The sequence below is a fragment of the Kolteria novifilia genome (assembly GCA_007748055.1).
GTDB classification, from domain to species: Bacteria; Planctomycetota; Planctomycetia; order Kolteriales; family Kolteriaceae; genus Kolteria; species Kolteria novifilia.
In genome coordinates this window covers 3,227,128-3,251,333 of the sequence record CP036279.1, presented here as the reverse complement: position 1 = coordinate 3,251,333, position 24,206 = coordinate 3,227,128, and the positions used below count along the sequence as shown (strand labels likewise).

Here is a 24,206-nt window from a genome sequence, read left to right as displayed (position 1 = left end):
CCGAGGATCGGCGGCGTCAACCACTTCGAGGCAATCCCCTCCTTCTGCTGAGGCGTTTTCTCCTTGCCCCACAGAGGCCCCAGTTTGCCGGCGCGGCGATGGTTCTTCGTTGGGTCGTCGGACGTTGGAGCTGGCGCCACCGCCTTGGGACCGACCACCCCTTTCCAAATTGCCCACTCTTCCGGCGCGGACGGGTCCGGCTGTGCTGCGAGCAACACGATGAGTAGGGAGCAGCAACCACCCGATAGCATTCCGTCGACTCCTGAGTCCCCTCGAATGCGAAGGGCCGTTCCACGGAGACCCCAATGTGCGAGGCTCAACCTCCTCGCATGGACGCGAGAAGAAGCCTCTTCGCAATGACGCGGGACCGCGTCTCTTTGGCATCATCGGTCCGAATCCTTGAGAATCCTTAACGGTTGTGCCAACTTTGGCGAATCTAGGGACGGACGGCTACAAATTGTGCCCAAGGGATCAGGGAGTTTGTCAAGCCAGCGACCCTGGAAGTTCTCATCCGTTTCACGGTTCAACGGAGCTTCGACTCTTCCCGGTAACGTGAGCCTCCGCGCTGCCCCGCTGACTTCGCCCTGATGCGTTCATGACACGATGGACGGTCGTCGGACCAGCGCTCCGGTGTTGCGGGCGCAGTGGGAAATTTGACACGACCAGGAAAGATGGTCGCTTGTTCTCATCCGCGGCGCTCACGAGCAAACCGCGGACAAACGCCCAGGATCGGTTCTGGACGTCGGAACATCGATGCGTTAGTCAAGATGTGCAAGGTCGGTGTCAACGTCGAGAGGCGCGTGGGCCGACTCTAAATTCGTCACAAGTCCAAAGATTCGGCAGGGAGACTCGATGTCTCACGGGTTGTTCTACTACATCAACCACAGTGCTCGCCAGTGGGTTTGGCACCACAAGAACCACTGGCGAGCCTACCTGGTCCGAGGGCTGATCGGTCTGGCCGTTCTCGGCGTTCTCTATGTTGTGGGCAGCCAAGTCGGTCAGTACATCCCAGCGTTGGAGACATGGATCGACGGCTTGGGGCCAATCAAGTACGTCGCCTACGGAGCGATCTTCATCGCGCTGACGTCTTTCTTCATCCCGCAGATGGCTCTCGGACTCGCCGCCGGCGCTCTGTTCGGATTGGTTTGGGGAACGCTGACCCTCTTCCTCTCGGCGACGACTGGGGCCGTGCTGATGTTCTGGCTCGCGCGTCTGTTTCTACGAAAAGGGATCCACGCGTACCTCGATCAACACGCGAAACTCGCGGCGGTGATCCGCGCCGTTCACCAGCATGGACTGCGGATCATGATCCTGATGCGGCTCGGACCGGTAAACTACAGCATGCTCAACTACCTGCTCGGTTCGAGCGATGTCAAGTTCCGCAACTACACGATCGCTCTGATCGGGATGCTTCCGGGGAACCTGGCTTCGGTCTATTTCGGATCGGTCGCCAAACACGTCATGAAGATCGCCGGGCATGTCGAGTCCCACGACAACTACCACGACACCATTCTCTTCGGCGGCTTGATTCTCTACGCCCTCGTCAGCACGTTTCTCGCGCACTACGCCTACAAGGCGCTGCGGGAAGCCAACATGTCCCTTGCCGCGCATCACGACGAGGCGCTCGAAGCCCACCGCATGTCGAACGACCACGGACAGGTGGAGGAGACACGCGTCTCTTGATGAGAATCTTGGCATGATTTCGAGGGCGGTGTCGATGCGAGGGATTCAGGGAGTGATGGGCGCTCTTCACATGCCCGCGCAAGCGACGCGTGGCACCCACCACCGGCGCTGACATGGCAACTCGAGTCCACCGCTTCGCGACACCGTTGACGCCCTACCATCGCCACGAAGACTCCGGACTTCCGGCATGAGCGACGCGTGAGCGACGTCGCCGAAACTCTCGTTCCCACCATGCCGCCAGCAGCATCCCCAGCCCCAATCCCAACGCGTCCGCCAACCAGTCGATCACATCGGGAGAGCGCGTCGGAACGAATGCTTGATGAAACTCGTCGGATGCCGCGAAGACCAACCCGATGAAACCGGCAAGCAACCATCGTCTTCGGCCCAAGGCTAGGAGCAGAAAGAAGCCGAGCCCGGTGTAGATCCCGCTGTGAACGATCTTGTCGATGTAGGGAATTCGCCGCAGCAGTTCCTCGGCCCAGGAGATTGGGCTATCGGATCGAATCTCGAGGCTCGATAGGAGAAAGATCATCCCCATGTAACAGGCGGTAATCAGGATGCACCAGCGATGGAGATACTTCGGCCGCTTCATCGAAATCCGATCTCTCTGTGCTCTCGACCGAAGTTGCCCCGCCGGCCATGGAGTCGAGCCGTCACGTCATCGCTCCTCTCCCATCCTATTCCAGACACCGCGAAGCACCAGTCGCCATCACCACCAACGCGCTATGGCCCAGTCCCAAAACGCCAAACACCCCAGGGGATTGCCTGGGGTGCGAGGAGAGTTGGTTGTTGGCGTCCCGGGACTCGCCCGGTCGCTTTTCTGACGCTACGACTCCGAAGTCAACAGCGGCTGTTTCGCCAAGAGATCGCGGATCACCGCCTCGAGTTCTTCCTCGGTCCGGTGCGAAGTCGTCGCGACATTTCCATCACGGCCGATCACAAAGACGGTCGGAATCGCCTGGATTCCGTAGTGGGAAGAGATCGCGTTGCCATCGGCGGCGTCGAAGATCTGGGTCCAGTCCATTCCCGACTCTTCGACAAAGTCCTTCGCGACGCCCGACACCGAATCGAGGTTCACCCCCACGATCTCGAGTCCCTGGGAACGATAGCGATCGTACAGTTCCTTCAAGCCCGGCATGGATGCACGGCAGGGACCACACCAGGTCGCCCAAAAGTCGACGAGAACGACTTTGCCCTTCAGGCTCGCGACGTCGAACTCACTTCCCTCGAGGGTCTTCCCCTTGAGGCTCATCGGCTGCCCCACCGCCTCGAGGCGATGAAGTTTTCCTTCGAGCATCTTCGTCATCGGATTGCCGGGATAGAGGGCGACCGCTCGTTTGAGCACTTCGGCGGCATCCTTGCCCTTCCCCTCACGCTCCATGCGCATCCCCAGGAGAGTGAAGAGTTCGAGGCCGACCGGCTCGCCCTCGTACTTCCGCGAGAACGCTTCCAACTTCGGTAGCACCGCGAGCGAAACCTCGCTCTTGGCTAGGTCTCGCTGAACCAGTAGCATCGCGGCGGCGTTCGCGGCCTCCTTGCTGCCAGGAGCCTTCGACTCGACTCGCTCGACTTGAGCATGGAAGTCGCGACCATAGCCGACGGGGTCGGCCAACGCGGCCTGGTAGAGCGTCATCAGCTCGACCCGTCCCGCGATCGACCGTTCCTGGGCCGTCGCGTCGGCATGATGCTCGATGCGATCGACGATCTGGCGAACGGCTTGGACTCGAGCGGCGCGTTCGTTGGCAGGACTGAGGTTCGAGGCCCGAAGTTGGGCAGGAATGCTGGCCAGGGTCTTGAGCAGTTGTTCGGGTGTGGCTTGCTTGGCCCTCTTCTGGGAATCGCGATCGCCGAGCACCTCGGCTTGGCCGGAGGCACCGGTTCGAGCTTCGACGGGGCGGCGCTGATCTCCCCGCTCGTCGACTTCGTTGCTGGCCAGTGCGGCTCCGCTGGTTCCCCCAGCGAGCAACGCCATCGCCAGCGACGCATTGCGGACTCTCTTGTGGATTTGACGCTTCATCGTGTTGCTCCCATCGCGGCTGGTTGTTCTCATCGGCAAACGGTCACCACCCCCGCGATGGCGACTTGCGGCTGCTTGCTCATACGAGCGACGCATGGCGATTCGTTGGAGAAATTCAGCCGGAGCGTTTCACGACTCGGTCTCCCCCGGAAGTTGGCGTGACATCGCGGCGACGCTTCCAGCCCACTTCGCGGTGGCGGGCCTCGAACGTTCTCGAGAGGCCCGCGACGCGCGCGGTGATCGAAGGCGAACAAGCTTTCCACGCCAACGAGCTTTCCGCTAGGGCGCGAACCCCTTACATTGGCACCGGTACCATGGACACGTTGATCGCCACGATGGACATCCCCGATGAAGCCCCTTCATCGCCTTCACCGACCGACGATCGCGACACGTCTGCTGCTCTGGTTTCTGGTCATCTCGTTGGCCCCCTTGGTCGTGTTGACGGTCGCGATCTCCACCTTGTCGGATGCTTCGACCCGTCAAGCGCTGCGCAACCAGCTTCTCGCGGTGGCCGAGAGCAAAGTCAATCAGATCGAAAACTACACCAACGAACGAGCTCGCGACGTTTCCTTCCTCAGCCGGGTGCCCGCGGTCGTCGATGCCCAGCGCGCGTTCACCAAGGCACTCGCGTTCGGTCCCGACTCGAAGGAAGTTCATCAGGCCGAATCACAGCATCGCCGCTTCCTCAAGGAAGCCGTCTTCGCCCTGCAACTCGAGTCCGCGTTACTCCTCACGATGGACGCGACGATCTGCTTCTCCACCAACCTGCCCCCCAACGTGGGCACCCGTCTCGACAAGGTCGGGAACGCGATTCTGCTGGATGTCTTCGAACGCGTCGTCGAACGTCGCGAGACGACCTTCTCGCGCCTCGACATCGAGGACGGTACTATTCACGAGTCCGCGGTCTACATCGGCGCCCCGCTGACCCACGACGGCAAGCTGATCGGCGCCCTGATCGTGAGTCTGAGCAACTCCGAGATCTACCGAGTGGTCGGCGACCTGACGGGGCTCGGAGAGACGGGCGAAACGATCATCGCGTATCCCTCGAGCAACGGCGTCACCAGCATCACCGCCCTGCGACACGATCCGAAAGCTTCGTTTCGACGACAGTTCACCTTCTCGGAGGGTCGAAACCTTCCCCTCCAGAAAGCGACACGAGGCGCCAACGGCAGCGGGCTGGCCGTCGACTATCGCGACAAGGAAGTCGTCGCCGTTTGGCGCTACCTCCCCTCCCTCGGTTGGGGGATGGTGGTTAAAATGGACTCGGACGAAGCCTTCTCCTCCATTCGCCGGGAACGCCGAGTCGTCTTCCTCCTGGCGGGCATCACGATCCTCGCCGTCGGATTGGTCGCGCTGATCGTCGCCCGCTCGGTGACCAAGCCGATCGCGGACCTCACCAGCGTCGTCCGGAGAATCGCGGCGGGAGACTTGGATCAGGAAGTTCCGACAACGGCGAAGGACGAGATCGGCGAATTGGCGACCGCGATCCAACACATGACGGTCGACCTGCGCCACATGTATTCGACGATCGAAGAGCAAGTGACGGCCCGAACCGAGGAACTGCGCCGCAGCAACGAGAACCTCCGGCGTGCCCAGATCGAAGCCGAGTCGGCCAACCGCGCCAAGAGCGCCTTTCTCGCCAACATGAGTCACGAACTGCGAACGCCGATGAACGCCATCATCGGCTACACCGAGATGCTTCAGGAGGAGGTCACGGACCTCGGTGGCAAGGAGCTACTTCCCGACCTCGAGCGCATCCTCGCCGCGGCGCGCCACCTGTTGGCCCTCATCAATGACGTCCTCGATCTCTCGAAGATCGAAGCGGGGAAGATGGAGCTCTTCCTCGAGACCATCCGTATCCGGCCGGTGATCGACGATGTCGTCACAACGATCGAACCCCTCGTCGAGAAGAACGACAACCGACTCCTGATGAAGCTCTCCCACCACCTGGGGAGCATGGTGTCCGACGTCACCAAGGTCCGTCAAACCCTTTTCAACCTCCTATCGAACGCCTGCAAGTTCACCGAACAGGGCGAGATTCGCTTCGAGGCGTTTCGCCGCGAGGAGAATGAGCGCGAGATCATCATCTTTCGCGTGACCGACACCGGCATCGGGATGGGCGAGGAACAACTCAAGCGGATCTTCCAGTCCTTCACGCAAGCCGACGCCTCGACCACGAGACGCTACGGAGGCACCGGTCTCGGTTTGGCGATCAGCCAGCGCTTCTGCCAGATGATGGGAGGGCGCATCGATGTCGAGAGCCAACTGGGTGCCGGGTCGGTCTTCACCGTGACCTTGCCGGTCGACGCGACCCCGAAACAGACGCAGAACGTTCCCAACATCTACCCCTCGGCCGGGCACAAGGGAGTCGTGCTCGTCATCGACGACGACGCCACCGTGCGGGATCTGCTCGGGCGCATGCTGTCGAAGGAAGGCTACAACGTCCTGACCGCCCAAGACGGCGAAGAGGGTTTGACGCTTGCCAGGGAACATCAGCCCGACGCGATCACGCTCGACATCCTCATGCCGGGAATGGATGGGTGGTCGGTGCTCACGTCGCTGAAGACCGACCCCGAACTCTCGTTGGTTCCGGTCATCGTCCTGACGATTCTCGATAGCCGCGATCTCGGATTCACGCTCGGCGCCGATGAATACCTCACCAAGCCGATCGAGCGTGACGATCTCTTGGAGAGCCTTCGCAAGCACGTCGGCGATGACTCCTCGGCACGCGTCCTCATCGTCGACGATGATCCCCAAGCGAGAGACATGCTCGACCGTTCGCTCGCCTCGGATGGTTGGACCGTGCTGCAAGCGGCGAACGGCAAAGAGGCCCTCGACGTCGTCGACTCCGACTTTCCCACGATCATCATTCTCGATCTGCTGATGCCCGTGATGAACGGATTCGAGTTCATGGCCGAGCTCCGCGCCCGCGACCGTGGCCGGCAGATTCCCGTTATCGTCGTCACCTCGAAACGAGTCACGCCCGACGATCGGCTAAGGCTCCGCGGCATGGTCACCTCGATCGTTCAGAAGCGGGGTTCCAAGCCGGAGGACCTGATGCATCGTGTCCGCGACAAGGTCGCTCGTGTCGTCGATGCTTCCCGTCGACGCAAACACAAGCAAGGGGCGCACGAGGAACGGGTCGGTTGATGACCATTTCTGGTGGAGGTCGTCGCGGCGACGCGAAGCTTCGGGAAGACAACGCTCCCCAAGCCACTAACATGCCACCCTTGGTCGGTGCCGACGCGCTCCCGATCTTCGACATCACCCGAACCCCGTGACGAGCCGCGATGACCAACCAGCCGCAACCGCCTCCAAATGTTCTCCGTTCCGAAGGGAGCCTGTGGATCGGGACGGTGACGACCATCCTCTTTCTGATCTTCGGAAAGAGTTGGCTCGTCGGCCTGTCGAGTCCTTCGCTTGCCGGTCTCTTCTTCGTCTGGCTCTTCGTCGTGATTCTTTGGCTCGCCTTCTCGGTGGTTCGCCACGCTGATTGCCTCGCGATCAAGCTCGGCGAACCCTACGGCACCCTCGTCCTGACGATCTCGGTGGTCGGCATCGAGGCGGTGATGATCGCGGCGGTCATGCTCACGGGCGAGGAAAACCCCACCCTCGCGCGGGACACGATGTTCTCGCTCATCATGATCGTCCTCAACGGGCTGCTGGGCTTGACGCTCCTTCTCGGTGGGATGCGCCATCACGAACAAAGCTACAACCTCTCCGGAGCGGTCTCCTACCTCGGCGTCCTCACCCCGCTCTCGGTCCTGAGTCTGATTGTCCCCAGCTTCACCGACTCGACACCGGGGGGAAGCGTCTCGCGACTCATGGGATTCTTCCTTCTTTTCATGTCGTTGGGACTCTATCTGGTCTTTCTCTTTCTCCAGACCAACCGACACAGTCGATTCTTCATGCAACCCGAGGACGGACCTCAACCGACCAAGGAACTCCACGGGCACGAGGGTCTCGTCCCACGCTCGACGCGGTTCCACGCCCTTTTCCTCGTCCTGTCGATGCTTCCGATCGTCTTGCTCGCCAAGAGTATGGCCAAGGTCGTCAGTTTCGGCATCGACAGCCTCGGGGCTCCGCCAGCCCTTGGCGGCTTCCTCGTTGCCATCTTGGTCCTCGCCCCCGAGGGGATGAGCGCCATCAAAGCGGCCCTCGACAACCAACTTCAGCGGACCATCAACCTCTCGCTCGGCGCCGCCACCTCCTCGATCGGCATGACCGTCCCGGCGATTCTCGCGATCAGTCTCTTCACCGGCCGCGAACTCGAACTCGGTCTCGACCCACTGCAGATCGTCCTCCTATCGCTGACATTGCTCCTGAGTGTCATCAGCTTCACGACCGGGCGGACCAACGTCCTGCAGGGCGTCGTCCACTTGATTGTCTTCGCGTCGTATGTGGTGCTGATCTTCGACTAGGCCATTCGAGAGCGGAGCTGTCTCGGGCCGAGATCGTGACGACTAACGATTGGGGGGCGATCGCCTAGCCGGCAGATGCAACATCAGCGTCTCGATCGTCTCCGCGACCTCCTTGGGATCGGTACGCTCCTCGAGGGACGAGATGAACTGATGACGCGTGTCGTCGGGGGACTCGCGCCACTCGTGGGTGCCGTTGGAAAAGAGGTGGTTGTGCCCGCGAGTCACGAGCTTCCAGGGAGTCCCCGTGCCGCGCACCGCCACCATGACGGTGATCTGGTCGGCGCTGTGGCGGTCCTTGGCCTTGCCTCCGAAGTAGAGCTCGTAGACGCGTCGGATCGGGTTACAGGAAGGTAGCTCGCCGAGCCGCGCTCCCGTGGACAAACGTTGGGCGAAGGGACCGCCGCCAGTAAAGGTGATCTTGCCAGGCCAACGGCGCACCGCGTCGACCGTCGCCTCGGGATCCATCTTGAAGTTCCCCCAGCGCTTCGGATCGCGGTCGGCCGGATAGCGGCTTCCCATGCAGTACCAATGTTTCACCTTCGCTCGAACCAGGTCCAAGCCGTCAAGCGGGCTGAACTGGTCCGGCTTCGCATCGAGCAAGTCGCGAACATTGGTCAAATCACCGACCGTGACGAGTGTCACACTGTCGTCGGGCTGGCGGGCGAGAACCTCGCGATAGACCGACACCGCGTCGGGTTGCTTGTCGAGCTGATCGGGGAAGTCATGGTCGAACTCCACCGCGATCGTCTCGGCGAAACGCGAGCCCTGCTTGTTGGGGGTGGCTTTCGGAATCCCGATCGGAAGATCGGGTCGACCGAAGTAGGTGTTGATGGCGTCGACACAGGGCCCGGACCAACGATGGCGGGCCGAAACGGGGGTCGCGAGGAGGCGCACCTCACCCTTGTCGGCCAAAGCGTGCAGCATCGCCAACGCCCCGGCATCGTCGCAGTCGCTGTCCATGTCGGTGTCAACGATGACGGAAATCGGTTCGGCGGAGTTGGCGAGCGGAGCCGTGGAGAGAAGAGTCACGGCGAGGAGAAACAGCCCCACGCGAAGCGAACGGCCGTGACGCCGACGCCAGGGAAACTCCGTTGACGCCGGCTGTCGCATGTCGTGATTCCTGTCTTGGAGCTATCCCGCGAGCGCCTTCTGAACGGCGAGGCCCATCTCGGCGGGCGAATCGGCGACCGTGATCCCGGCGGCACGAAGCGCCGCGATCTTGTCGGAGGCCTTGCCACTGGAACCGGAAATGATCGCTCCCGCGTGGCCCATCCGCTTGCCGGGAGGGGCCGTCTGGCCGGCGATGAAGGCCGCGACCGGCTTGGTCATGTTCTTCGCGACGAAGTCCGCGGCCCGTTCCTCGGCGTCGCCCCCGATTTCGCCCATCATCAGCACCGCTTCGGTGTCGGGGTCGTCCTCGAAGAGCTGCAGGATATCGATGAACGATGAGCCGACGACGGGATCACCTCCCAAGCCGACGCACGTCGACTGGCCGAGCCCCAGGTTGGTGAGCTGCCAAACCGCCTCGTAGGTCAGCGTGCCACTTCGGCTGATGACGCCAATCGAGCCCTTCTTGTGGATGTAGCCGGGCATGATCCCGATCTTGCATTCCTCGGGTGTGATCACGCCGGGACCGTTCGGCCCGATGAGCCGGCAGTTGGGCAGCGAGCGGATCGTTCGCATCGCCCGCACCATGTCGTTGGCCGGAATCCCCTCGGTGATCGCGATGACCAACTCGATGCCCGCCTCGGCGGCCTCGAGGATCGAGTCGGCCGCGAAGGGAGGCGGTACGAAGATCATGCTGGCGTTGACGCCCGTCTCCTTGACCGCCTCGGCGACGGTGTTGAAGACGGGAACGTTGTCCTCGAAGGTTGTGCCTCCCTTGCCGGGAGTGACGCCCGCGACGAGCTGCGTGCCATAGGCGAGGCACTGTTGGGAGTGGAACGCACCCGACTTGCCCGTGATACCTTGGCAAAGAAGTCGAGTCTCTTTGTTAACCAGGATACTCATCGTGTTGATCTCGTGGGCTACTCGACCCAAATGGTGTTCAAAGACGGTGCGCCGCGAGCATCACCTTCCCTGTTCGCGGCGGTGAACAAGAGAGACTTACGCCGCTTCCACCACTCTCTTGGCGGCATCGGTCAAGTCGCTGGCGGTGATGATCGGCAACCCGGACTCCGAGAGCATCTTGCGACCGAGTTCGACGTTGGTCCCCTCGAGCCGACAGACGAGCGGCACCTTGACGCCGACCTCCTTGAAGGCGGTCATGATCGCGGTCGCGATGGTGTCGCACTTCATGATGCCGCCGAAGATGTTGACCAGGACCGCCTTGACGGTCGGGTCGCTCAAAATGATTCGGAACGCCTCGGTCACCTGCTCGGCGTTGGCCCCGCCGCCGACATCGAGGAAGTTGGCCGGTTCGCCACCGTGGTACTTGATGATGTCCATCGTGCTCATCGCGAGCCCCGCCCCGTTGACGAGGCAGCCGATGGTGCCGTCGAGTTTGACGTAGCTGAGGCCCGCTTGGCCGGCCCGCAGTTCGCCCGGATCCTCTTCCGCCTCGTCGCGGAGTTCGGCGATGTCCTTAAGACGGAACAGGGCGTTGTCGTCGAAGTTCATCTTCGCGTCGAGGGCGATCATGTTCCCGTCGGCGGTCCGCACCCAGGGATTGATCTCGGCGAGGCTGCAATCCTTGTCGAGGTAGACCTTGGCAAGTCCCTTGAGTGTCGGTCCGGCCGCCTTGACTTGCTCGTTCTTGAGCCCGAGCAAGTAGCCGATCTTGCGGACCTGATAGGGAAGGAGCCCGCGATCGGGGTCGATGAAGGTCTTGATGATCTTTTCGGGAGTCTTGGCCGCAACCTCCTCGATCTCCATGCCCCCTTCGGTGGAGGCCATCAAGACCGGGAGCTGCGAGGCGCGATCGAGGACAATCGCCACGTAGTACTCGTGGGCAATGTCGGTCGCCTGCTCGACGAGCAGCTTCTTGACGGTGACGCCTTCCGGGCCGGTTTGAGGCGTGATGAGCGGATTGGCCAAGATTCGCTCGGCTTCGCTCTTGCACTCCTGCTTGGAGCGGACGACCTTGACGCCCCCGCCCTTGCCGCGTCCACCGGCGTGGACTTGCGCCTTGACGACCGCGACCCCGCCCCCGAGGGCGTCAAAGTGGGCGACGGCTTCGTCGGCGCTTCCCGCCAGGAGGCTGGTGGGGATCGGAACCCCGGCGTCTTTGAGGAGTTGCTTCGCTTGGTATTCGTGAATCTTCATCGTTTGTTCGTCGCGACGAGTCGCGTCCGGTAGGCGTCCGTGTCATCCCGGCGTCATTCCGAGGCGTCGGATCTGAACGAGGACAATTGTTCGCAAACATTGACGGCATCTTAGGCTGCGGAGCAAATGATTCAAGAAAATGCCAAGCGAGTCGATTGTCGCTTGATTTCACTAGGGACGCCTTCTAGGGTTGATCGCGGTAGTGCGCGAAGATCGCGTGGACACCGGTATGTCGCCGAGAAGCTGGCCTCAGGCACTGACGTCGTACCGGCAGCCGCGAGCACCAAACGTCCCAATTCGATGCACAGCGGATTGGACTCGATAGACACAAACTTATGCGAGTCTCGCAAGGATGCGCGGGGTCGTAGCCACATGGTTCACGCGAGGACAGGCCCATGGCCAAGAGGTCGGCGCCGCGAAAGACGCGAGTCAAGATTTCCGGAACTCGAGCGGGCAGGCTCTACCGCTTGCTGAAGATCCTCTCCAAGGGTTCCGCGCCACGGGTACGATTGCTTCGCGGCCTTCGCGTCGGCATGCGAACCTTCTACCGCGATATCGATCTGCTTCGCGAATGCGGGGTCCAGATCGACGTTGGCGAGGACGGCTACACCATGCCCGGAAAGCTCGAGGACGCGATCTCCCGCATCCCGTTCCCCGATCCCGAACTTACCTTCGGCGATGTCGCCCTGCTCATGAAGGGCCGAACCAAGAGCCATCAGCGACTCAAGCAGCAGTTCGAGCGCCTCACGAAGTAGACGCCCGGGTGCCGCCCAAGCCCATCGTTTCGATCGCGCCTCTCCGGGGCCACTGGCCGCTTTCCAGCCAGTGACCACTTGGTGGGGCTCCGCCACCACGTCACGCAACGTCGAACGACGCCGTGAATCGTCATCACGTCGGCCTCGTCAATCGACGATTTCGAAGATCGCCTCGACTTCGACCGCGATGTTCATCGGCAAGGAGGGAGCTCCGACGGCCGAGCGCGCGGCCCATCCCGAATCCGCGAAGATTTCCACCATCAAGTCGGTGAAACCGTTGATGACCTTCGGGTGATCGGTGAAGTCGGGCGTCGCGTTGACCAAGCCAAATACCTTGACCACGCGGGCGACACGATCGAGCGAGCCGAGCTGGCTGCGCAGCGTCGCGAGCATGCCCAATCCCGTCGTCCGAGCGGCCGCGACCCCCTGCTCGAGCGTCAGGTCCGCACCGACCTTTCCGGTGATGAGCGTTTGATCGGGCAGCAGCGGACCGTGTCCGGAGACGTAGAGCAACTTGTCGACGCGAACGGCCGGCACGTAAGTCCCGACCGGTTTCGGCGCGGGGGGCAACTCCAAACCAAGTCGTTCGACTTGCATTTCATGGCTCATGGCTAAACTCCCTTTATGTCGGTGGATCCGATTGGAAATTTGGTTGGACGTCCCAAAATAGATGGGTCGGGGATTCTTCGATTCTGTACACTGTTGCCCGAACCCTTGTCTGGAAAAGATGTTCGGCAATCGTTCCGAGCCCGCTCCGACGGAGGAAGTCTGGATCGGACCAGAACTTCAGATATATGATGGTTGGGTGATTTCGGCGCCAACGGCAAGCGGCAAATTGAAATACGCCTCTGGCGACGAATAATCGTTCCCGATTGGGCCGCAACTATCATCTCGTGTGGCCAAATGCTCGTGGAAAGAGCGACGGAAGAGAGACGCTGTTCCGAATCGGACGTCGGAACGGCCATCTTGTGCGTGACTCGTGAGTTTGACTAGGTAAGCACCATGCGACGCGTTTTCATTACTGGTGTCGGGGTTGTCTCTCCCATTGGTAACAACCTCCAGGAGTACTGGAACTCCATTCTCGAAGTTCGATCCGGGATCCAAACCCTCGAAACGGTCGACCTCACCGACTTGCCCATCACCATCGGCGGCGAGATCCGCGGACTCGATTTCGCCGAGTCCGAAATCAACGACAAAGTCTCCGTGAAGAAGATGGATCGCGCGAGCATCTTCAGCGTCATCGCCGCCAAAGAGGCGATCAAGCACGCCGGTCTCGGTCCGGAGTTGCTCGGCGAACGCTGCGGGGTGATCATCGGTGCCGGACTCTCGGGGCTCGCGACGCTCCAGGCCCAAACGGAAAATCTGCTTCAACGCGGTCCACGGCGTGTCAGCCCTTTCACGATCCCCACCCTCATGCCCAACGCCGCTCCCGCGAACGTGAGCCTCGCGTTCGGCATCACCGGACCGGCCTACAACGTCGCCAGCGCTTGTGCCTCGTCGGGGCACGCGATCATCGACGCCTACGAGGAACTCCAGCGCGGCCGCGTCGACGTCCTGATCACCGGGGGAACCGAGTCCCCCATGACGCGTCTGGCAATTTCCGCCTTCGCCAACATGAAGGCGATGACCAAGAAATACAACGACAACCCGACGCAGGCGAGTCGCCCCTTTGACTTGGGCCGTGACGGCTTCGTCATGTCCGAGGGAGCCGCGATCCTCGTCGCCGAGACCGAGGAGCACGCCCGTGCTCGGGGCGCCAAGCCGCTCGCCGAGATCGTCGGTCACGGCTCGACCATGGACGCCTTCCACCTCGTCCAACCCGATCCGTCGGCCCAGGGAGCGATTCGCGCCGTCCAGCAGGCCCTCGACATGGCGAAATGGGAACCCGAGGCCATCGCCGGCGAGACCTACGTCAACGCCCACGGCACCAGCACCAAGTTCAACGATCTCGCCGAGACCAACGCCCTCAAGAGTGTCTTCGGGGACAGCGCCAAGAAGCTCCAGGTCAGCTCCACCAAGAGCATGACCGGCCACATGATCGGGGCGGCGTGCGCGATCGAGACCGTCGCGTGTGTCCTCGCGATGCAGGAAGGCATCCTGCCCGCGACCGCCAACTACCAGACGCCCGATCCCGAGTGCGACCTCGACTACATTCCCAACGAGCCGCGCAAAGCCGACGTGCGCTACTGCATCAACAACAGCTTCGGCTTCGGAGGCCACAACGTCTCCCTCGCCCTGGCCCGTCCCGAGTAACCCCCTCGTAAGCAAACACACTCGGGTGCCGATGCTCACGCTTGCGTGGGCATCCAATAAGTCTCACGCTTGCGTGGGCATCCAATAAGACTCACGCTTGCGTGGGCATGCTCAAGACGACCCGCCTACACCACGGAAGTCCCACCAGGTGCCACTGGCTGCTGGCCAGCCAGTGCCGGAAGACTCGGCAATCGTCACCTCATCCTTTGTCGTCTCCACCTTCGATCCGGTCGGAATCGCTTCCCCGACACACGAGACCCGATCCAACCATCGCGCCCCTTCCCGTGGTATGCTGGAGACCGCGAAGCAACCGCATCTCTAGTCGCACGGCAACGATGAATCGATGAACGGGATCGTCTACCACATCGCCAGTGGGCACGCCTTCTTCACGGGAATCGCCTTGGTCCTCGTGGCCGCACTGCTCTCCATCGTTCGGTCCCCCCTCGCGATACGAGTCTCCGGGTTCGCACTCGTGATCGGGGCGATCGCTCTCGTGATCTCCTCCGCCGCCATCCCTTACTGGAGCTACGCTCTCCTGGCCATCGGGATACTAGGCTCTGGCTTCGACTCGCTACATCGGCACGGGACTTTGTCGGGCTGCATCGACGAATCCAGCGGATTCGCCTGCTTCGCCCTCCTCGACCCGCACCGACTCGCTGAGTCTCGGGCCGACGGCCCACTTGTGAGACGAAGCCTAGCCTGGATCGTCACTCACCGCGGCCAGTGGAAACGTTGGGGCTGGGCGGCTTTGCTCGGCTCCTGCACCATCGCTCTTGCGCTCGAGTCCCCCCATCACCTCCGTTGGAATCTGTCTCCCGCACCGAACCGTCGGCTGACCGTGATCGGCGACTCGATCACCGCCGGAACGGGAACCCTTGACGCATCGCAACGGTGGCCAGCAATCCTGGCTCGGCGACACGACCTGACCGTCCAAGACATCTCCCACGCCGGCGACACCGTATCGTTGGCGATGAAGCGTCTGGACACGTCCCCCATTGAGGCGGATGTCGTCCTCATTGAACTCGGCGGCAACGACCTCCTGGGCTCGACGAACTCCCACGACTTCGCGCGCGACCTCGACGCTCTCTTGGCCCGCGTCGCGACGCCGGAACGACAGGTCGTCATGCTCGAACTCCCCCTCCCTCCCTTTTGCAACGAATATGGACGGGCGCAGCGTCGACTCGCCCACAAGCACGGCGTGGTCCTTGCCCCGAAACGCTATCTGCTGTCGGTCATCGCTCCGAGCACCGCCACCCTCGACACGATCCACCTCACCCGAAACGGACATGAGCAGATGGCGGAAACGGTTTGGATGCTTGTGGCCTCGGCGTATCGATGAGACAACGGCTTCATGACGCCGCCGAGGATGAAAGGATGACTTCCGTGAGCCGAACCACCCTCGCCAAGAACGGCCACCGATCCCTCGTCATCGCGACGGTCGTCGGCCTCGCCGCGACATCGGCACTCCTTGGTCCGACCCTCGCCCAGGACGTCCCCCAACGCCCACTCGTCCTGGCCTACTACTACCCCTGGTACGAGAAGGGGGATTGGTCACGGCACGGCTACGTCGGGACGCCGACCCTCGGACGATACGGCACCGACGAACCGACCATCGCCGAACAACACATCGCCTGGGCACGCGAGGGCGGGATTGATGCCTTCGTGGTCTCCTGGTGGGGAGAGGTCCACCTCACCGCGCGGCATCTCGACCAAGGCTTCTTCCGAGCATCGAACCTCGACACCATCCGCTTCGCGATGATCTACGAGTCGCTCGGCCGGCTCGACCATCTCGATGGCAACACCGATGCCGTCATCGACTTCTCCCATCCCGAGGTCGCCGCCGGTTTCGCCAAGGACTTGCGGCATCTGAGAGAGACGTATTTCGGCCATCGGTCGTATCTCCACGTCGACGGCAAGCCCGTCCTCGTCCTCTATGTCACCAGGACGTTTCGCAACTTCGATCCACGTCAGCTCGCCGCGGCGGAAGCGACCGCCGGAACGGACGTCTACTTCATCGCCGACGAACCCTTTTTCGGTGACCAACAGTCCCCGGAAACGGCCCGCAACGGACTGCGCGATGGGCGACCCGTTTTTGACGCCTACACGACCTACAACATGTTCGAGAACGCCCTCGTCAAGGAAGGGGAGACCGCCGGGGCGTACATGCGGCGTGAAGCCAAGCCGATCGTCGATCGCTGGGCGCGGTCGACGGTGTTCTATCCCAATGTCCTGCCGAGCTATCACGATTTCCGCGGGCACAAGACACTTCGTGGCAGCGTCGACGACTTTCGCGCCCAGATCAAGGAGGCCACGAGAATCACCAATCCCTCCTCGGCTCCCGACGCGCCACGAATGCTCTTCGTGACGAGCTTCAACGAGTGGTGGGAGGGCACCACCATCGAACCCGCCAAGGAGTATGGCCATTCGTACCTGAATACCCTTCGCGAAGCGGTCGAAGACAGTTCGAAGTAGTCGTGTGTGGACGCTTGAATGTCATTGAGGTGTCCGAGTGCCGGGTGCCATGCTCACGCTTGCGTGGGCATGTTCGTAAGACTCACGCTTGCGTGGGCATGTTCGTAAGACTCACGCTTGCGTGGGCATGTTCGAAACCCCACGTTCATGACGGAAGTCCTCCCGGGTGCCACTGGCTGCTTGTCAGCCAGTGCCGAGGTCCTACCTTCCCCAACGTGGGTCAAGACCCAACCGACGGTCCCACCCACCACGTTGATCCTCTGTTGGTGAGCGCGTCGAGCGGCAATCACACCACGCCGTAGGCCAGCATCGCCTCGGCCACCTTCTCGAAGCCGGAGATGTTGGCACCGTCGACGTAGTTGACCTTGCCTCCCTTCCCCTCACCAAAGGCGACACAACGAGCGTGGATCGACTTCATGATCTCCCGGAGCCGTCGATCGACCTCTTCGCGAGACCAACTGATCCGCGTCGCATTCTGACTCTGTTCCAAGCCACTGACCGCCACGCCGCCGGCATTGGACGCTTTCCCGGGAGCGTGCAGGATCCCTCGGTCGCGTAGCAGATGAGCGGCGTCGGCCGTGACCGGCATGTTCGCCCCCTCGCAGACCGCGATCACGCCGTTGCCGATCAACGACTCGGCATCGGAGACGTCGAGCTCGTTCTGCGTGGCACAGGGCATCGCGACATCGCACGAGACTCCCCACGGCTTGGCGCCGTCGTGGTAGACGACTCCTCCGAACTCGTCGGCCACCGCGGAGATGCGACCGCGCCACTGCTCCTTGAGTTCGTGGATGAACTCGAGTTGCTCGACGGTCAAGCCGTCCCGAACCTCGATGAAGCCGTCGGAGTCGCTCAGCGTGAGCACCTTGGCCCCCTTCGCGACCGCCTTCTCCGCGGCATAGCGAGCGACGTTGCCGCTCCCGCTGATGACGATGGCCTTCCCCTCGATCTCCTCCCCGTGCTGTTTCAGGACATCCTCGAGGAAGTAGACACTGCCGTAGCCCGTCGCCTCCTTACGCACCGCACTGCCACCGAAGGCGCACCCCTTGCCCGTGAGCACTCCCGTCCAGCGATTCTCGAGCCGCATGTACTGCCCGAAGAGGTAGCCGATCTCGCGCGAGCCAACACCGATGTCCCCCGCGGGAACGTCGACGTCCTCGCCGATGTGCCGATGGAGTTCCGTCATCATCGAGTGACAGAAGCGCATCACTTCGTTGTCGCTCTTGCCCTTGGGGTTGAAGTTCGATCCCCCCTTGGCTCCTCCCATCGGCAGCCCCGTGAGGCTGTTCTTGAAGATCTGCTCGAAGCCCAGGAACTTCAGGACGCTCTGCGTCACCGAGGGATGAAACCGCAAGCCCCCCTTGTAGGGGCCGAGGCAGTGACTGAATTGAACCCGCCACGCCCGATTCGCGCGGATCTCCCCCGAGTCGGTCTGCCAGGAGACGCGAAAGGTCACGATGCGATCCGGTTCGGTCAGTCGCTCGAGGATCTGGGCCCTGCGGTACTTCTCATGGTCGAGGTACCACGGCATGACGGAGGTGGCGACCTCCTCGACCGCCTGGTGAAACTCTTCTTCGTACGGGTTCCGCTTTTTCAGCCCCTCAATGAATCGCTCTAGTTCGTCCACGGTTCTCGACCTTCTCTTCTGCACGTTCCGCCGGGATGATTCGGCTACCGCTCGATCGACCGGCCACCGCTCGCCTCGTCGCGGACCGCGCGTGCTCCGCGCACTCGCCCCTGTCAGTCCCCCACATCCGGGTTTCCCCAGCCCTCCATGTTATACGTTGGGGAACGTCTACTCTTGAGTGCGAAACGAACGCCCTCGGGATTGGCTCCACAAGATACCCCATGGCTCGTCAATCGAGGCGTCGACGCAGGTTGTCTCTCGACTCATCACGCTTCCGGGTAGCGCCGATGGCTCGCCTGTCGGGGTGGCGAAACCACCGGAGTCCCCAATGCGACCGACCTCGAGAATGACAAACACTCCGCCCCAAACTGGTGGGCCACAGGCCTACTCGATCGGCAACCCGTTCACCTCATGAATCGGGCGGATCTCCGCCGTCCCCCGATGGGTTCCGGGAATCCGGGAGGCGATCGCGATCGCCTCGTCGAGGTTGGGGACATCGACGAGAAAGTACCCGGCAAGCTGTTCCTTGGTCTCGGCGAAGGGCCCATCGCTTACGATTCGCTTGCCCTCCCTCACTCGCACGCATGTCGCCGTCGCGACCGGTTGCAGGGGCGCAGCGTCGAGGTATTGCCCCTTCGCATGTAAGTCATGACAAACCGCGACCGACTCCTCGATCGCCACCCGGTGTTCCTCCTCCGGCCACGCCCCCTCTTCCCCATAAATCAGCAGAATGTACTTCATGAGATCTCCTCCCGAGAAAGTTCTTGTTCCACCGGATAGTCGAACGAGGGAGCGGGGAATCGACAAGGGGGCGACGATCGCGAATCATTTGTCAGCGGAGAGGGCGTCTCAGGGGGCTGCCATGCGCGAATTGGTTCGATTTGGAGCCTTTTTTGATCGAATCGGCGTCAAATCGGTCCTCTTTGCGGGCAAATCGGTCCGAATTGTGCCCAAAATGGCGCGTTTCGCGAGCCTTCACGACGTCGGGAAACTCGTCGCAACATCGCCCGAGGTAACCGTCATTTTTTCGGTAGCCTTCCGTTACAATGCGGGCCTTTGGGCTCCGCGCGGATCAGCAAATGCTCGAGGGCGAATTCGGGCCTCGGGAGATTCCCTTACGAGGCCAAGGGATTCGGATCGGTCTTCAACGCCCCATCCTACACGAGGCGGGCGGCAATCCTACCGCTAGTAGAAAATCGCCGGAAGAGCGGCGACGGATGTGAACGACGATCTCTACAATTCTGTCGATTCAGCAAAGTACGGCACACGCCGTGGGAGATTGTCACCAATGTGGTTGAGAGCGTCTTGTTCCCTGGAGCTGGGAGTGTCGGCCCCGACGCCGCTGTTGTTCATGCTGCGTCCGCGGAGCGGTTGGCATCAGTGGGTCGCTCGCGAGGAGTACCTCATCAGCCCAAGCGTCACCGCGGTTGAGTTCACCGATCCGTTCGGCAACCTCTGTCAGCGATTGGTCGCGCCGGTGGGAGACTTCTCGGTGCATACGACCGCCGATATCGAAGCGGCCGAGGCCTCCGACACCGCCCCCGGGGCTCGGCTCAGCGAGGTGCAAGATCTGCCCGAGGCGACGTTGCCGTTCCTCTTGCCGAGCCGGTACTGCGAATCGGACCTCTTCACGGAGTTGGCCTATCAACTTGGCGATGGTCATGCGCTCGGGTATGACCAATGCGCGGCGATTGTGCAATACATCCGCGACACGACCCGCTACGCGCCGGGCTCCGGGCAAGACATCATCACCGCCGTCGACGTCAACGAGCGTTCCGAGGCGGTGTGCCGCGACATGGCCCACTTGGGCATCGCCCTCTGTCGTGCCCTGTCGATCCCCGCCCGCATGGTGGTCGGCTACTTGGCGACGCTCGTGCCAATGGACCTGCACGCGTGGTTCGAGGCCTACGTCGGCGGACGTTGGTATACCTTCGATCCGACACAGTCGAACTTGAACGGCGGGCGTGTCGCGATCGCGTATGGGCGTGACGCGGCCGACGTGGCCATCTACACCCAGTTCGGCGCCGCGGTGGAGCTTAAGAGCATGAACGTGGGCGTCGTTCAGCTCCTCGATCCACCGTCCTAGGGACTACCCGAGGTTCTTCTTGAAGAACTCAATCGTCCGCTTCCACGCGAGGTTGGCGGCCTCGTCGTCGTAGCGGGGCGTGGTGTCGTTGTGAAAGCCGTGATTGGCATCCTCGTAGATGAAGGCCTCGTACTTGACGCCGTTTTCCTTGAGAGCCTTCTCATACGCGGGCCAGCCGGCATTGATCCGGCGATCGAGTTCCCCGTAGTGCAACAGCAGCGGGGACTTGATCTTCGCGACGTCCGAGGCCTCGGGCTGGGCCCCATAGAACGGAACCGCCGCAGCGATCACGTCGGGAATGCGCACGGCAAGCTGATTGGCCATGCCGCCCCCGAAACAAAAACCGACGACGCCGACCTTGCCGGTGCAGTCGGGTAGCTTCTGCAAGTACTTCGCGCCCGCGATGAAGTCCTGGGTCATCTCCTCGCGATCGCGTTTGCGCTGCATCGTCCGGCCGTCATCGTCATTGCCCGGATAGCCCCCCAGCGGCGCGAGCGCGTCGGGAGCCAGCGCGAGAAAGCCCGCGACCGCCAGCCGCCGTGCGACATCCTCGATGTAGGGATTGAGGCCGCGGTTCTCATGAACGACGAGCACGCCGGGCAACTTTCCCTTCGCGCTGGAGGGCTTGACCAGCAGCCCCCGCATCTTGCCGCCCCCCTCGGGCGAATCGTACTCGACATACGTCGATGCGATGCGTGGATCGTGCTTCGGAACCTGCTCCGCCCAGGCATACGTCGGACTGAGGCCCGCCAAGATCCCCGCGGCGGTGAGCCCTCCCACAGCGAACGCCGAGGCCCCCTCGAGAAACCCGCGCCGGTCGATCCGGCCGTGGGCGAAGTCGTCATAGAGGTCCAACAACCGCTGATCGTATTCGGAAGCCTTCTTGCGTTCCATCTGCCTTACTCCTGTTGTGGTCACTTCGGATCGGTTGACGGCGGGTCGAGCGTCTGTTCCCTTTAGTACTGCGATAGGGAGCGTTTTGTTCACATCAACGTTCGACGCCACTCTCGGCGTAGTCCTTGACGTGCGCACAGAAGCGTTTCACCTTGGTACCCAAGAGCCGTTGGAGTATCTAGCCGACAAGCTGGTCGCGGGCGTCGCCCGTGGGAACGACCTTGGCGTAGGCGAACGCGAGGGCGGCCATGAAGGAGCCGTGAACCTTGTCCGCGGAGATCCTCGATCCACCAAATTCCAAGTCGCGGGTCGCGCAGGCATCATGGGCGACCACGCACTCGAAGCCGAAGTCAGCCGCGGCGCGCGTCGTGGCATCGATGCACATGTGACTCATCGCGCCACAGATGACCAGTCGCTGAACATCGGCTTCCTTGAGGTCATCGCAAAGACTGGTCTGTTGAAAACTGTTGGGGAAGCCCTTCTTAATCACCGCTTCCCCGTCGAGCGGCCGAACCATCTCGTGGATCTCGGCTCCAGGCGTCCCCGCGACGAAGAAGGGGGCCGAGGGATCTTCCCAAAGGTGCTGGATGTGAAACAGGCGAACCTCATGCTCGCGGGCGGCCGTCAAGAGCGTCGCCGCGTTGGCCGCCGCTGTGTCCGTGCCCACGAGTTCCATCTTCCCCCCAGCGAAGTAATCGTTCTGAATGTCAACGAGGATGAGTGCGGTCGTCATGTTCTCGAATCCCTTCTTCGGTTGAGGTGATCATACCCTGATTGATCCGCTCGCCGGGCAATCGCCTTGATGATCGCCTTATCGTTCGCCCGTAGGGTGGGTCTTGCCCCACCATTTTTGGCAAACTCACTCGAGAGTGGCCCCGATGGCTCGTCAATCGGGATGGCGATGGATACCCGTGGCGAGTGCCGCAAGCTACCGACCACCGCCTCTTCGTGGCACAAGAGTCTGAACTCCCTCGGAACTGTTCAAAGAGTCGATCAACAGCATATGGACTCGAAGCTCTTCCCGCGACCGCTCTCCGGGAAGGGTGTGGTCCAAGTGCCAACGTCGCAACGGCCACTTTCTCGACGAACCGCGTGCAGTGCCTTCGGGTCCGGGGTAGACTGCTCTGGGCCACCTCTTAATTCCAGGAGTCGTTCGATGTCGCTCCCTCGAGCGTTCGCGCGTCCCGCTGTCCAAACCATCTCCCAGCGTCGATCGCTGGGCTGGCTCCTCCTTCTCGTCGTCTCACTGACAGCCCCAAGTCAGCGTGAGGCCCTTGCCCTCGAACCCTGCCGTATCGACGTCGTCGACGAGAGCAACGGATGGCCGGTGCCGCTGGTCGAACTCAGGACAACCCATCACGTCCGCTTCGTCACCGACAACGCGGGGAGAATCGCTTTCGACCTGCCCGAACTGATGAACCAAGAGACCTGGTTCACCGTCGAAGGGCATGGCTACGGCGTCACGGCCGATGGCTTTGGCCAGCGCGGCGTCCGGCTGACACCGCGTCCGGGCGAACGGCTCACGGTGAACGTTCATCGCCAGCTCCCCGCGAAGCGCTTGGGACGGATCACCGGCGGCGGCCTCTTCGGCGAGAGCCAAAAGTTGGGTCTGGAGAAGGACTGGCGCGATCAGGGTGTCCTCGGTTGCGATTCGGTTCAGACCGTGGCGCATCAGGGAAAGCTCTACTGGAACTGGGGCGACACCACCGTCCCTCACTACCCGCTCGGCATCTTCGACATGACCGGGGCCACCACGTCCCTCAAACCGCTGAAGCACTTCGAACCTCCCATTCGCCTGCACTACGACTACGTCGTCGACGAGAAGGGCCGTCCCCGCGGCGTCGCGCCGATCGCGGGCAGTGGTCCGACCTGGCTGTCCGGCTACGCGAGCCTTCCCGACGCCAGCGGCGCCCATCATCTCGTGGCGACCTACTCGAAGATTCGTCCGCCGCTCGAGGAGTACGAAGTCGGCCTTTGTGTCTGGAATGACGATCGATCGCTCTTCGAGAAGGAGCGGACTCTTTGGACGAAGTCGCGCGGAGTCCCCAAATCGCCGCCCTGCCCGAGGGGGCATCCCGTCTCCTGGAAGGACGACGCCGGTGCGGAGTGGATGCTCTTCGGCGATCCCTTCCCGGCCCTGAAATGCCGAGCGACCTTCGAGGACTGGAGCGATCCGTCGCGTTGGCAAGCGCTGGAACCTCAAGGGACGGTCATCTCCCGCGACGGCACCGAGCAAGTCAAGCCGCACCGCGGTTGCATCGCGTGGAACGCGTATCGCCGGAAGTGGGTGGCGATCTTCACTCAGATGTACGGCAAGCCGTCGTTGCTCGGCGAGATCTGGTACGCCGAAGCCGACGCGCCGACCGGTCCGTGGAGGGATGCCGTCAACGTCGTGACCCACCAGCACTACACCTTCTACAATCCCAGGATTCATCCCGAGTTCACCAACGAGGACTCGCCCGTGTTGCTCTTCGAAGGCACGTACACGAAGACCTTTTCCCAAGCGAACGAAGCGACGCCTCGACACGACTACAACCAGGTTCTCTATCGCTTGGACCTGGATGATCCCGACCTCGTCGGATCGTCCGCACCTAGGTGAGATCGGACAGAGAGAGCTAGCTTCTTGAATTGGTCAAATCATTGCCAAACGATCGCTTGGGTGCCATGCCCACGCTTGGGTGGGCATGCGGGAAACGCCTGTGATTCGGCAATCTTCCGAACGATCCGGGGGCCG

At 62.1% G+C, this 24,206-nt stretch carries 20 protein-coding genes; 10 read left to right on the top strand and 10 right to left on the bottom strand.

The genetic code is table 11. The features are described from left to right. Window positions 1-852: 852 nt before the first annotated feature. Window positions 853-1,683 carry a TVP38/TMEM64 family protein gene (locus Pan216_RS11935; RefSeq protein WP_145258214.1) on the top strand — a complete coding sequence of 277 codons (831 nt, stop codon included), beginning with the start codon at window positions 853-855 and terminating at the stop codon, window positions 1,681-1,683. Window positions 1,684-1,837: 154 nt separating this feature from the next. Here Pan216_RS11935 and Pan216_RS11930 read toward each other — a convergent pair whose 3' ends face one another. Further along, window positions 1,838-2,275 carry a VanZ family protein gene (locus tag Pan216_RS11930; RefSeq protein ID WP_145258213.1) on the bottom strand — a complete coding sequence of 146 codons (438 nt, stop codon included), beginning with the start codon at window positions 2,273-2,275 and terminating at the stop codon, window positions 1,838-1,840. 234 nt (window positions 2,276-2,509) lie between these two features. Further along, window positions 2,510-3,700 (bottom strand): TlpA family protein disulfide reductase, encoded by a 1,191-nt coding sequence (locus Pan216_RS11925; RefSeq protein ID WP_419193557.1) that lies wholly within the window; start codon window positions 3,698-3,700, stop codon window positions 2,510-2,512. A gap of 348 nt (window positions 3,701-4,048) precedes the next feature. Here Pan216_RS11925 and Pan216_RS11920 point away from each other — a divergent pair, with 348 nt between their 5' ends. The 3 genes from Pan216_RS11920 to Pan216_RS11915 are packed head-to-tail and all read left to right on the top strand — an operon-like array spanning window position 4,049 to window position 8,121. Beyond that, window positions 4,049-6,850, top strand: coding sequence for a response regulator (locus Pan216_RS11920; protein ID WP_145258211.1), 2,802 nt, complete (start codon window positions 4,049-4,051; stop codon window positions 6,848-6,850). Further along, a complete protein-coding gene (locus Pan216_RS28285; protein WP_419193556.1) occupies window positions 6,850-6,981 on the top strand; it encodes a hypothetical protein in 132 nt (43 codons plus the stop codon). The genes Pan216_RS11920 and Pan216_RS28285 overlap by 1 nt, the downstream gene beginning before the upstream one ends. Before the next feature lie 9 nt (window positions 6,982-6,990). Further along, window positions 6,991-8,121, top strand: a complete 1,131-nt coding sequence (locus tag Pan216_RS11915; protein ID WP_145258210.1) for a calcium:cation antiporter — start codon at window positions 6,991-6,993, stop codon at window positions 8,119-8,121. A 42-nt stretch (window positions 8,122-8,163) separates the two neighbouring features. On the opposite strand, the gene Pan216_RS11910 is transcribed toward Pan216_RS11915, so the two are convergent. The 3 genes from Pan216_RS11910 to sucC form a co-directional block, all read right to left on the bottom strand. Then, the gene (locus Pan216_RS11910; RefSeq protein WP_145258209.1) at window positions 8,164-9,231 is read right to left on the bottom strand and encodes a nucleoside hydrolase; all 1,068 of its coding nucleotides are present in this window, start codon (window positions 9,229-9,231) and stop codon (window positions 8,164-8,166) included. Between the two features lie 21 nt (window positions 9,232-9,252). Then, window positions 9,253-10,131 (bottom strand): succinate--CoA ligase subunit alpha, encoded by an 879-nt coding sequence (gene sucD / locus Pan216_RS11905; RefSeq protein ID WP_145258208.1) that lies wholly within the window; start codon window positions 10,129-10,131, stop codon window positions 9,253-9,255. A gap of 96 nt (window positions 10,132-10,227) precedes the next feature. After that, window positions 10,228-11,385: an ADP-forming succinate--CoA ligase subunit beta gene (sucC, locus tag Pan216_RS11900; protein ID WP_145258207.1), complete on the bottom strand. Its 1,158-nt coding sequence runs from the start codon at window positions 11,383-11,385 to the stop codon at window positions 10,228-10,230. 395 nt (window positions 11,386-11,780) lie between these two features. Here sucC and Pan216_RS11895 point away from each other — a divergent pair, with 395 nt between their 5' ends. After that, window positions 11,781-12,140: a hypothetical protein gene (locus tag Pan216_RS11895; RefSeq protein ID WP_145258206.1), complete on the top strand. Its 360-nt coding sequence runs from the start codon at window positions 11,781-11,783 to the stop codon at window positions 12,138-12,140. A gap of 147 nt (window positions 12,141-12,287) precedes the next feature. Here Pan216_RS11895 and Pan216_RS11890 read toward each other — a convergent pair whose 3' ends face one another. Further along, window positions 12,288-12,749, bottom strand: coding sequence for a RidA family protein (locus tag Pan216_RS11890; protein WP_145258205.1), 462 nt, complete (start codon window positions 12,747-12,749; stop codon window positions 12,288-12,290). A gap of 393 nt (window positions 12,750-13,142) precedes the next feature. Between Pan216_RS11890 and fabF the strand changes: the two genes are divergently transcribed. The 3 genes from fabF to Pan216_RS11875 all read left to right on the top strand — a co-directional run bounded on the left by fabF (window position 13,143) and on the right by Pan216_RS11875 (window position 16,865). Then, entirely contained in the window at window positions 13,143-14,393 is a 1,251-nt protein-coding gene (gene fabF, locus Pan216_RS11885; RefSeq protein WP_145258204.1) for a beta-ketoacyl-ACP synthase II, read from the top strand. Between the two features lie 343 nt (window positions 14,394-14,736). Beyond that, window positions 14,737-15,732, top strand: a complete 996-nt coding sequence (locus Pan216_RS11880; RefSeq protein ID WP_145258203.1) for an SGNH/GDSL hydrolase family protein — start codon at window positions 14,737-14,739, stop codon at window positions 15,730-15,732. 44 nt (window positions 15,733-15,776) lie between these two features. Further along, complete coding sequence (locus tag Pan216_RS11875) at window positions 15,777-16,865, top strand: glycoside hydrolase family 99-like domain-containing protein (protein WP_419193555.1); 1,089 nt, start codon at window positions 15,777-15,779, stop codon at window positions 16,863-16,865. A gap of 286 nt (window positions 16,866-17,151) precedes the next feature. Here Pan216_RS11875 and gdhA read toward each other — a convergent pair whose 3' ends face one another. Both gdhA and Pan216_RS11865 read right to left on the bottom strand, forming a co-directional pair. Then, on the bottom strand, window positions 17,152-18,492 hold the full coding sequence (gdhA, locus tag Pan216_RS11870) for an NADP-specific glutamate dehydrogenase (protein WP_145258201.1): 1,341 nt from the start codon (window positions 18,490-18,492) through the stop codon (window positions 17,152-17,154). 384 nt (window positions 18,493-18,876) lie between these two features. Continuing rightward, window positions 18,877-19,233 carry a YciI family protein gene (locus tag Pan216_RS11865; protein WP_145258200.1) on the bottom strand — a complete coding sequence of 119 codons (357 nt, stop codon included), beginning with the start codon at window positions 19,231-19,233 and terminating at the stop codon, window positions 18,877-18,879. Between the two features lie 547 nt (window positions 19,234-19,780). Here Pan216_RS11865 and Pan216_RS11860 point away from each other — a divergent pair. After that, complete coding sequence (locus tag Pan216_RS11860) at window positions 19,781-20,578, top strand: transglutaminase domain-containing protein (RefSeq protein WP_145258199.1); 798 nt, start codon at window positions 19,781-19,783, stop codon at window positions 20,576-20,578. A gap of 3 nt (window positions 20,579-20,581) precedes the next feature. On the opposite strand, the gene Pan216_RS11855 is transcribed toward Pan216_RS11860, so the two are convergent. Together Pan216_RS11855 and Pan216_RS11850 are read right to left on the bottom strand one after the other, a co-directional pair. Continuing rightward, window positions 20,582-21,472: a dienelactone hydrolase family protein gene (locus tag Pan216_RS11855; protein ID WP_145258198.1), complete on the bottom strand. Its 891-nt coding sequence runs from the start codon at window positions 21,470-21,472 to the stop codon at window positions 20,582-20,584. A 178-nt stretch (window positions 21,473-21,650) separates the two neighbouring features. Beyond that, the gene (locus Pan216_RS11850; protein WP_145258197.1) at window positions 21,651-22,205 is read right to left on the bottom strand and encodes a cysteine hydrolase family protein; all 555 of its coding nucleotides are present in this window, start codon (window positions 22,203-22,205) and stop codon (window positions 21,651-21,653) included. 423 nt (window positions 22,206-22,628) lie between these two features. On the opposite strand from Pan216_RS11850, the gene Pan216_RS11845 reads away from it, so the two are divergent. Further along, window positions 22,629-24,071 (top strand): hypothetical protein, encoded by a 1,443-nt coding sequence (locus Pan216_RS11845; RefSeq protein WP_419193554.1) that lies wholly within the window; start codon window positions 22,629-22,631, stop codon window positions 24,069-24,071. Window positions 24,072-24,206 lie beyond the last annotated feature (135 nt).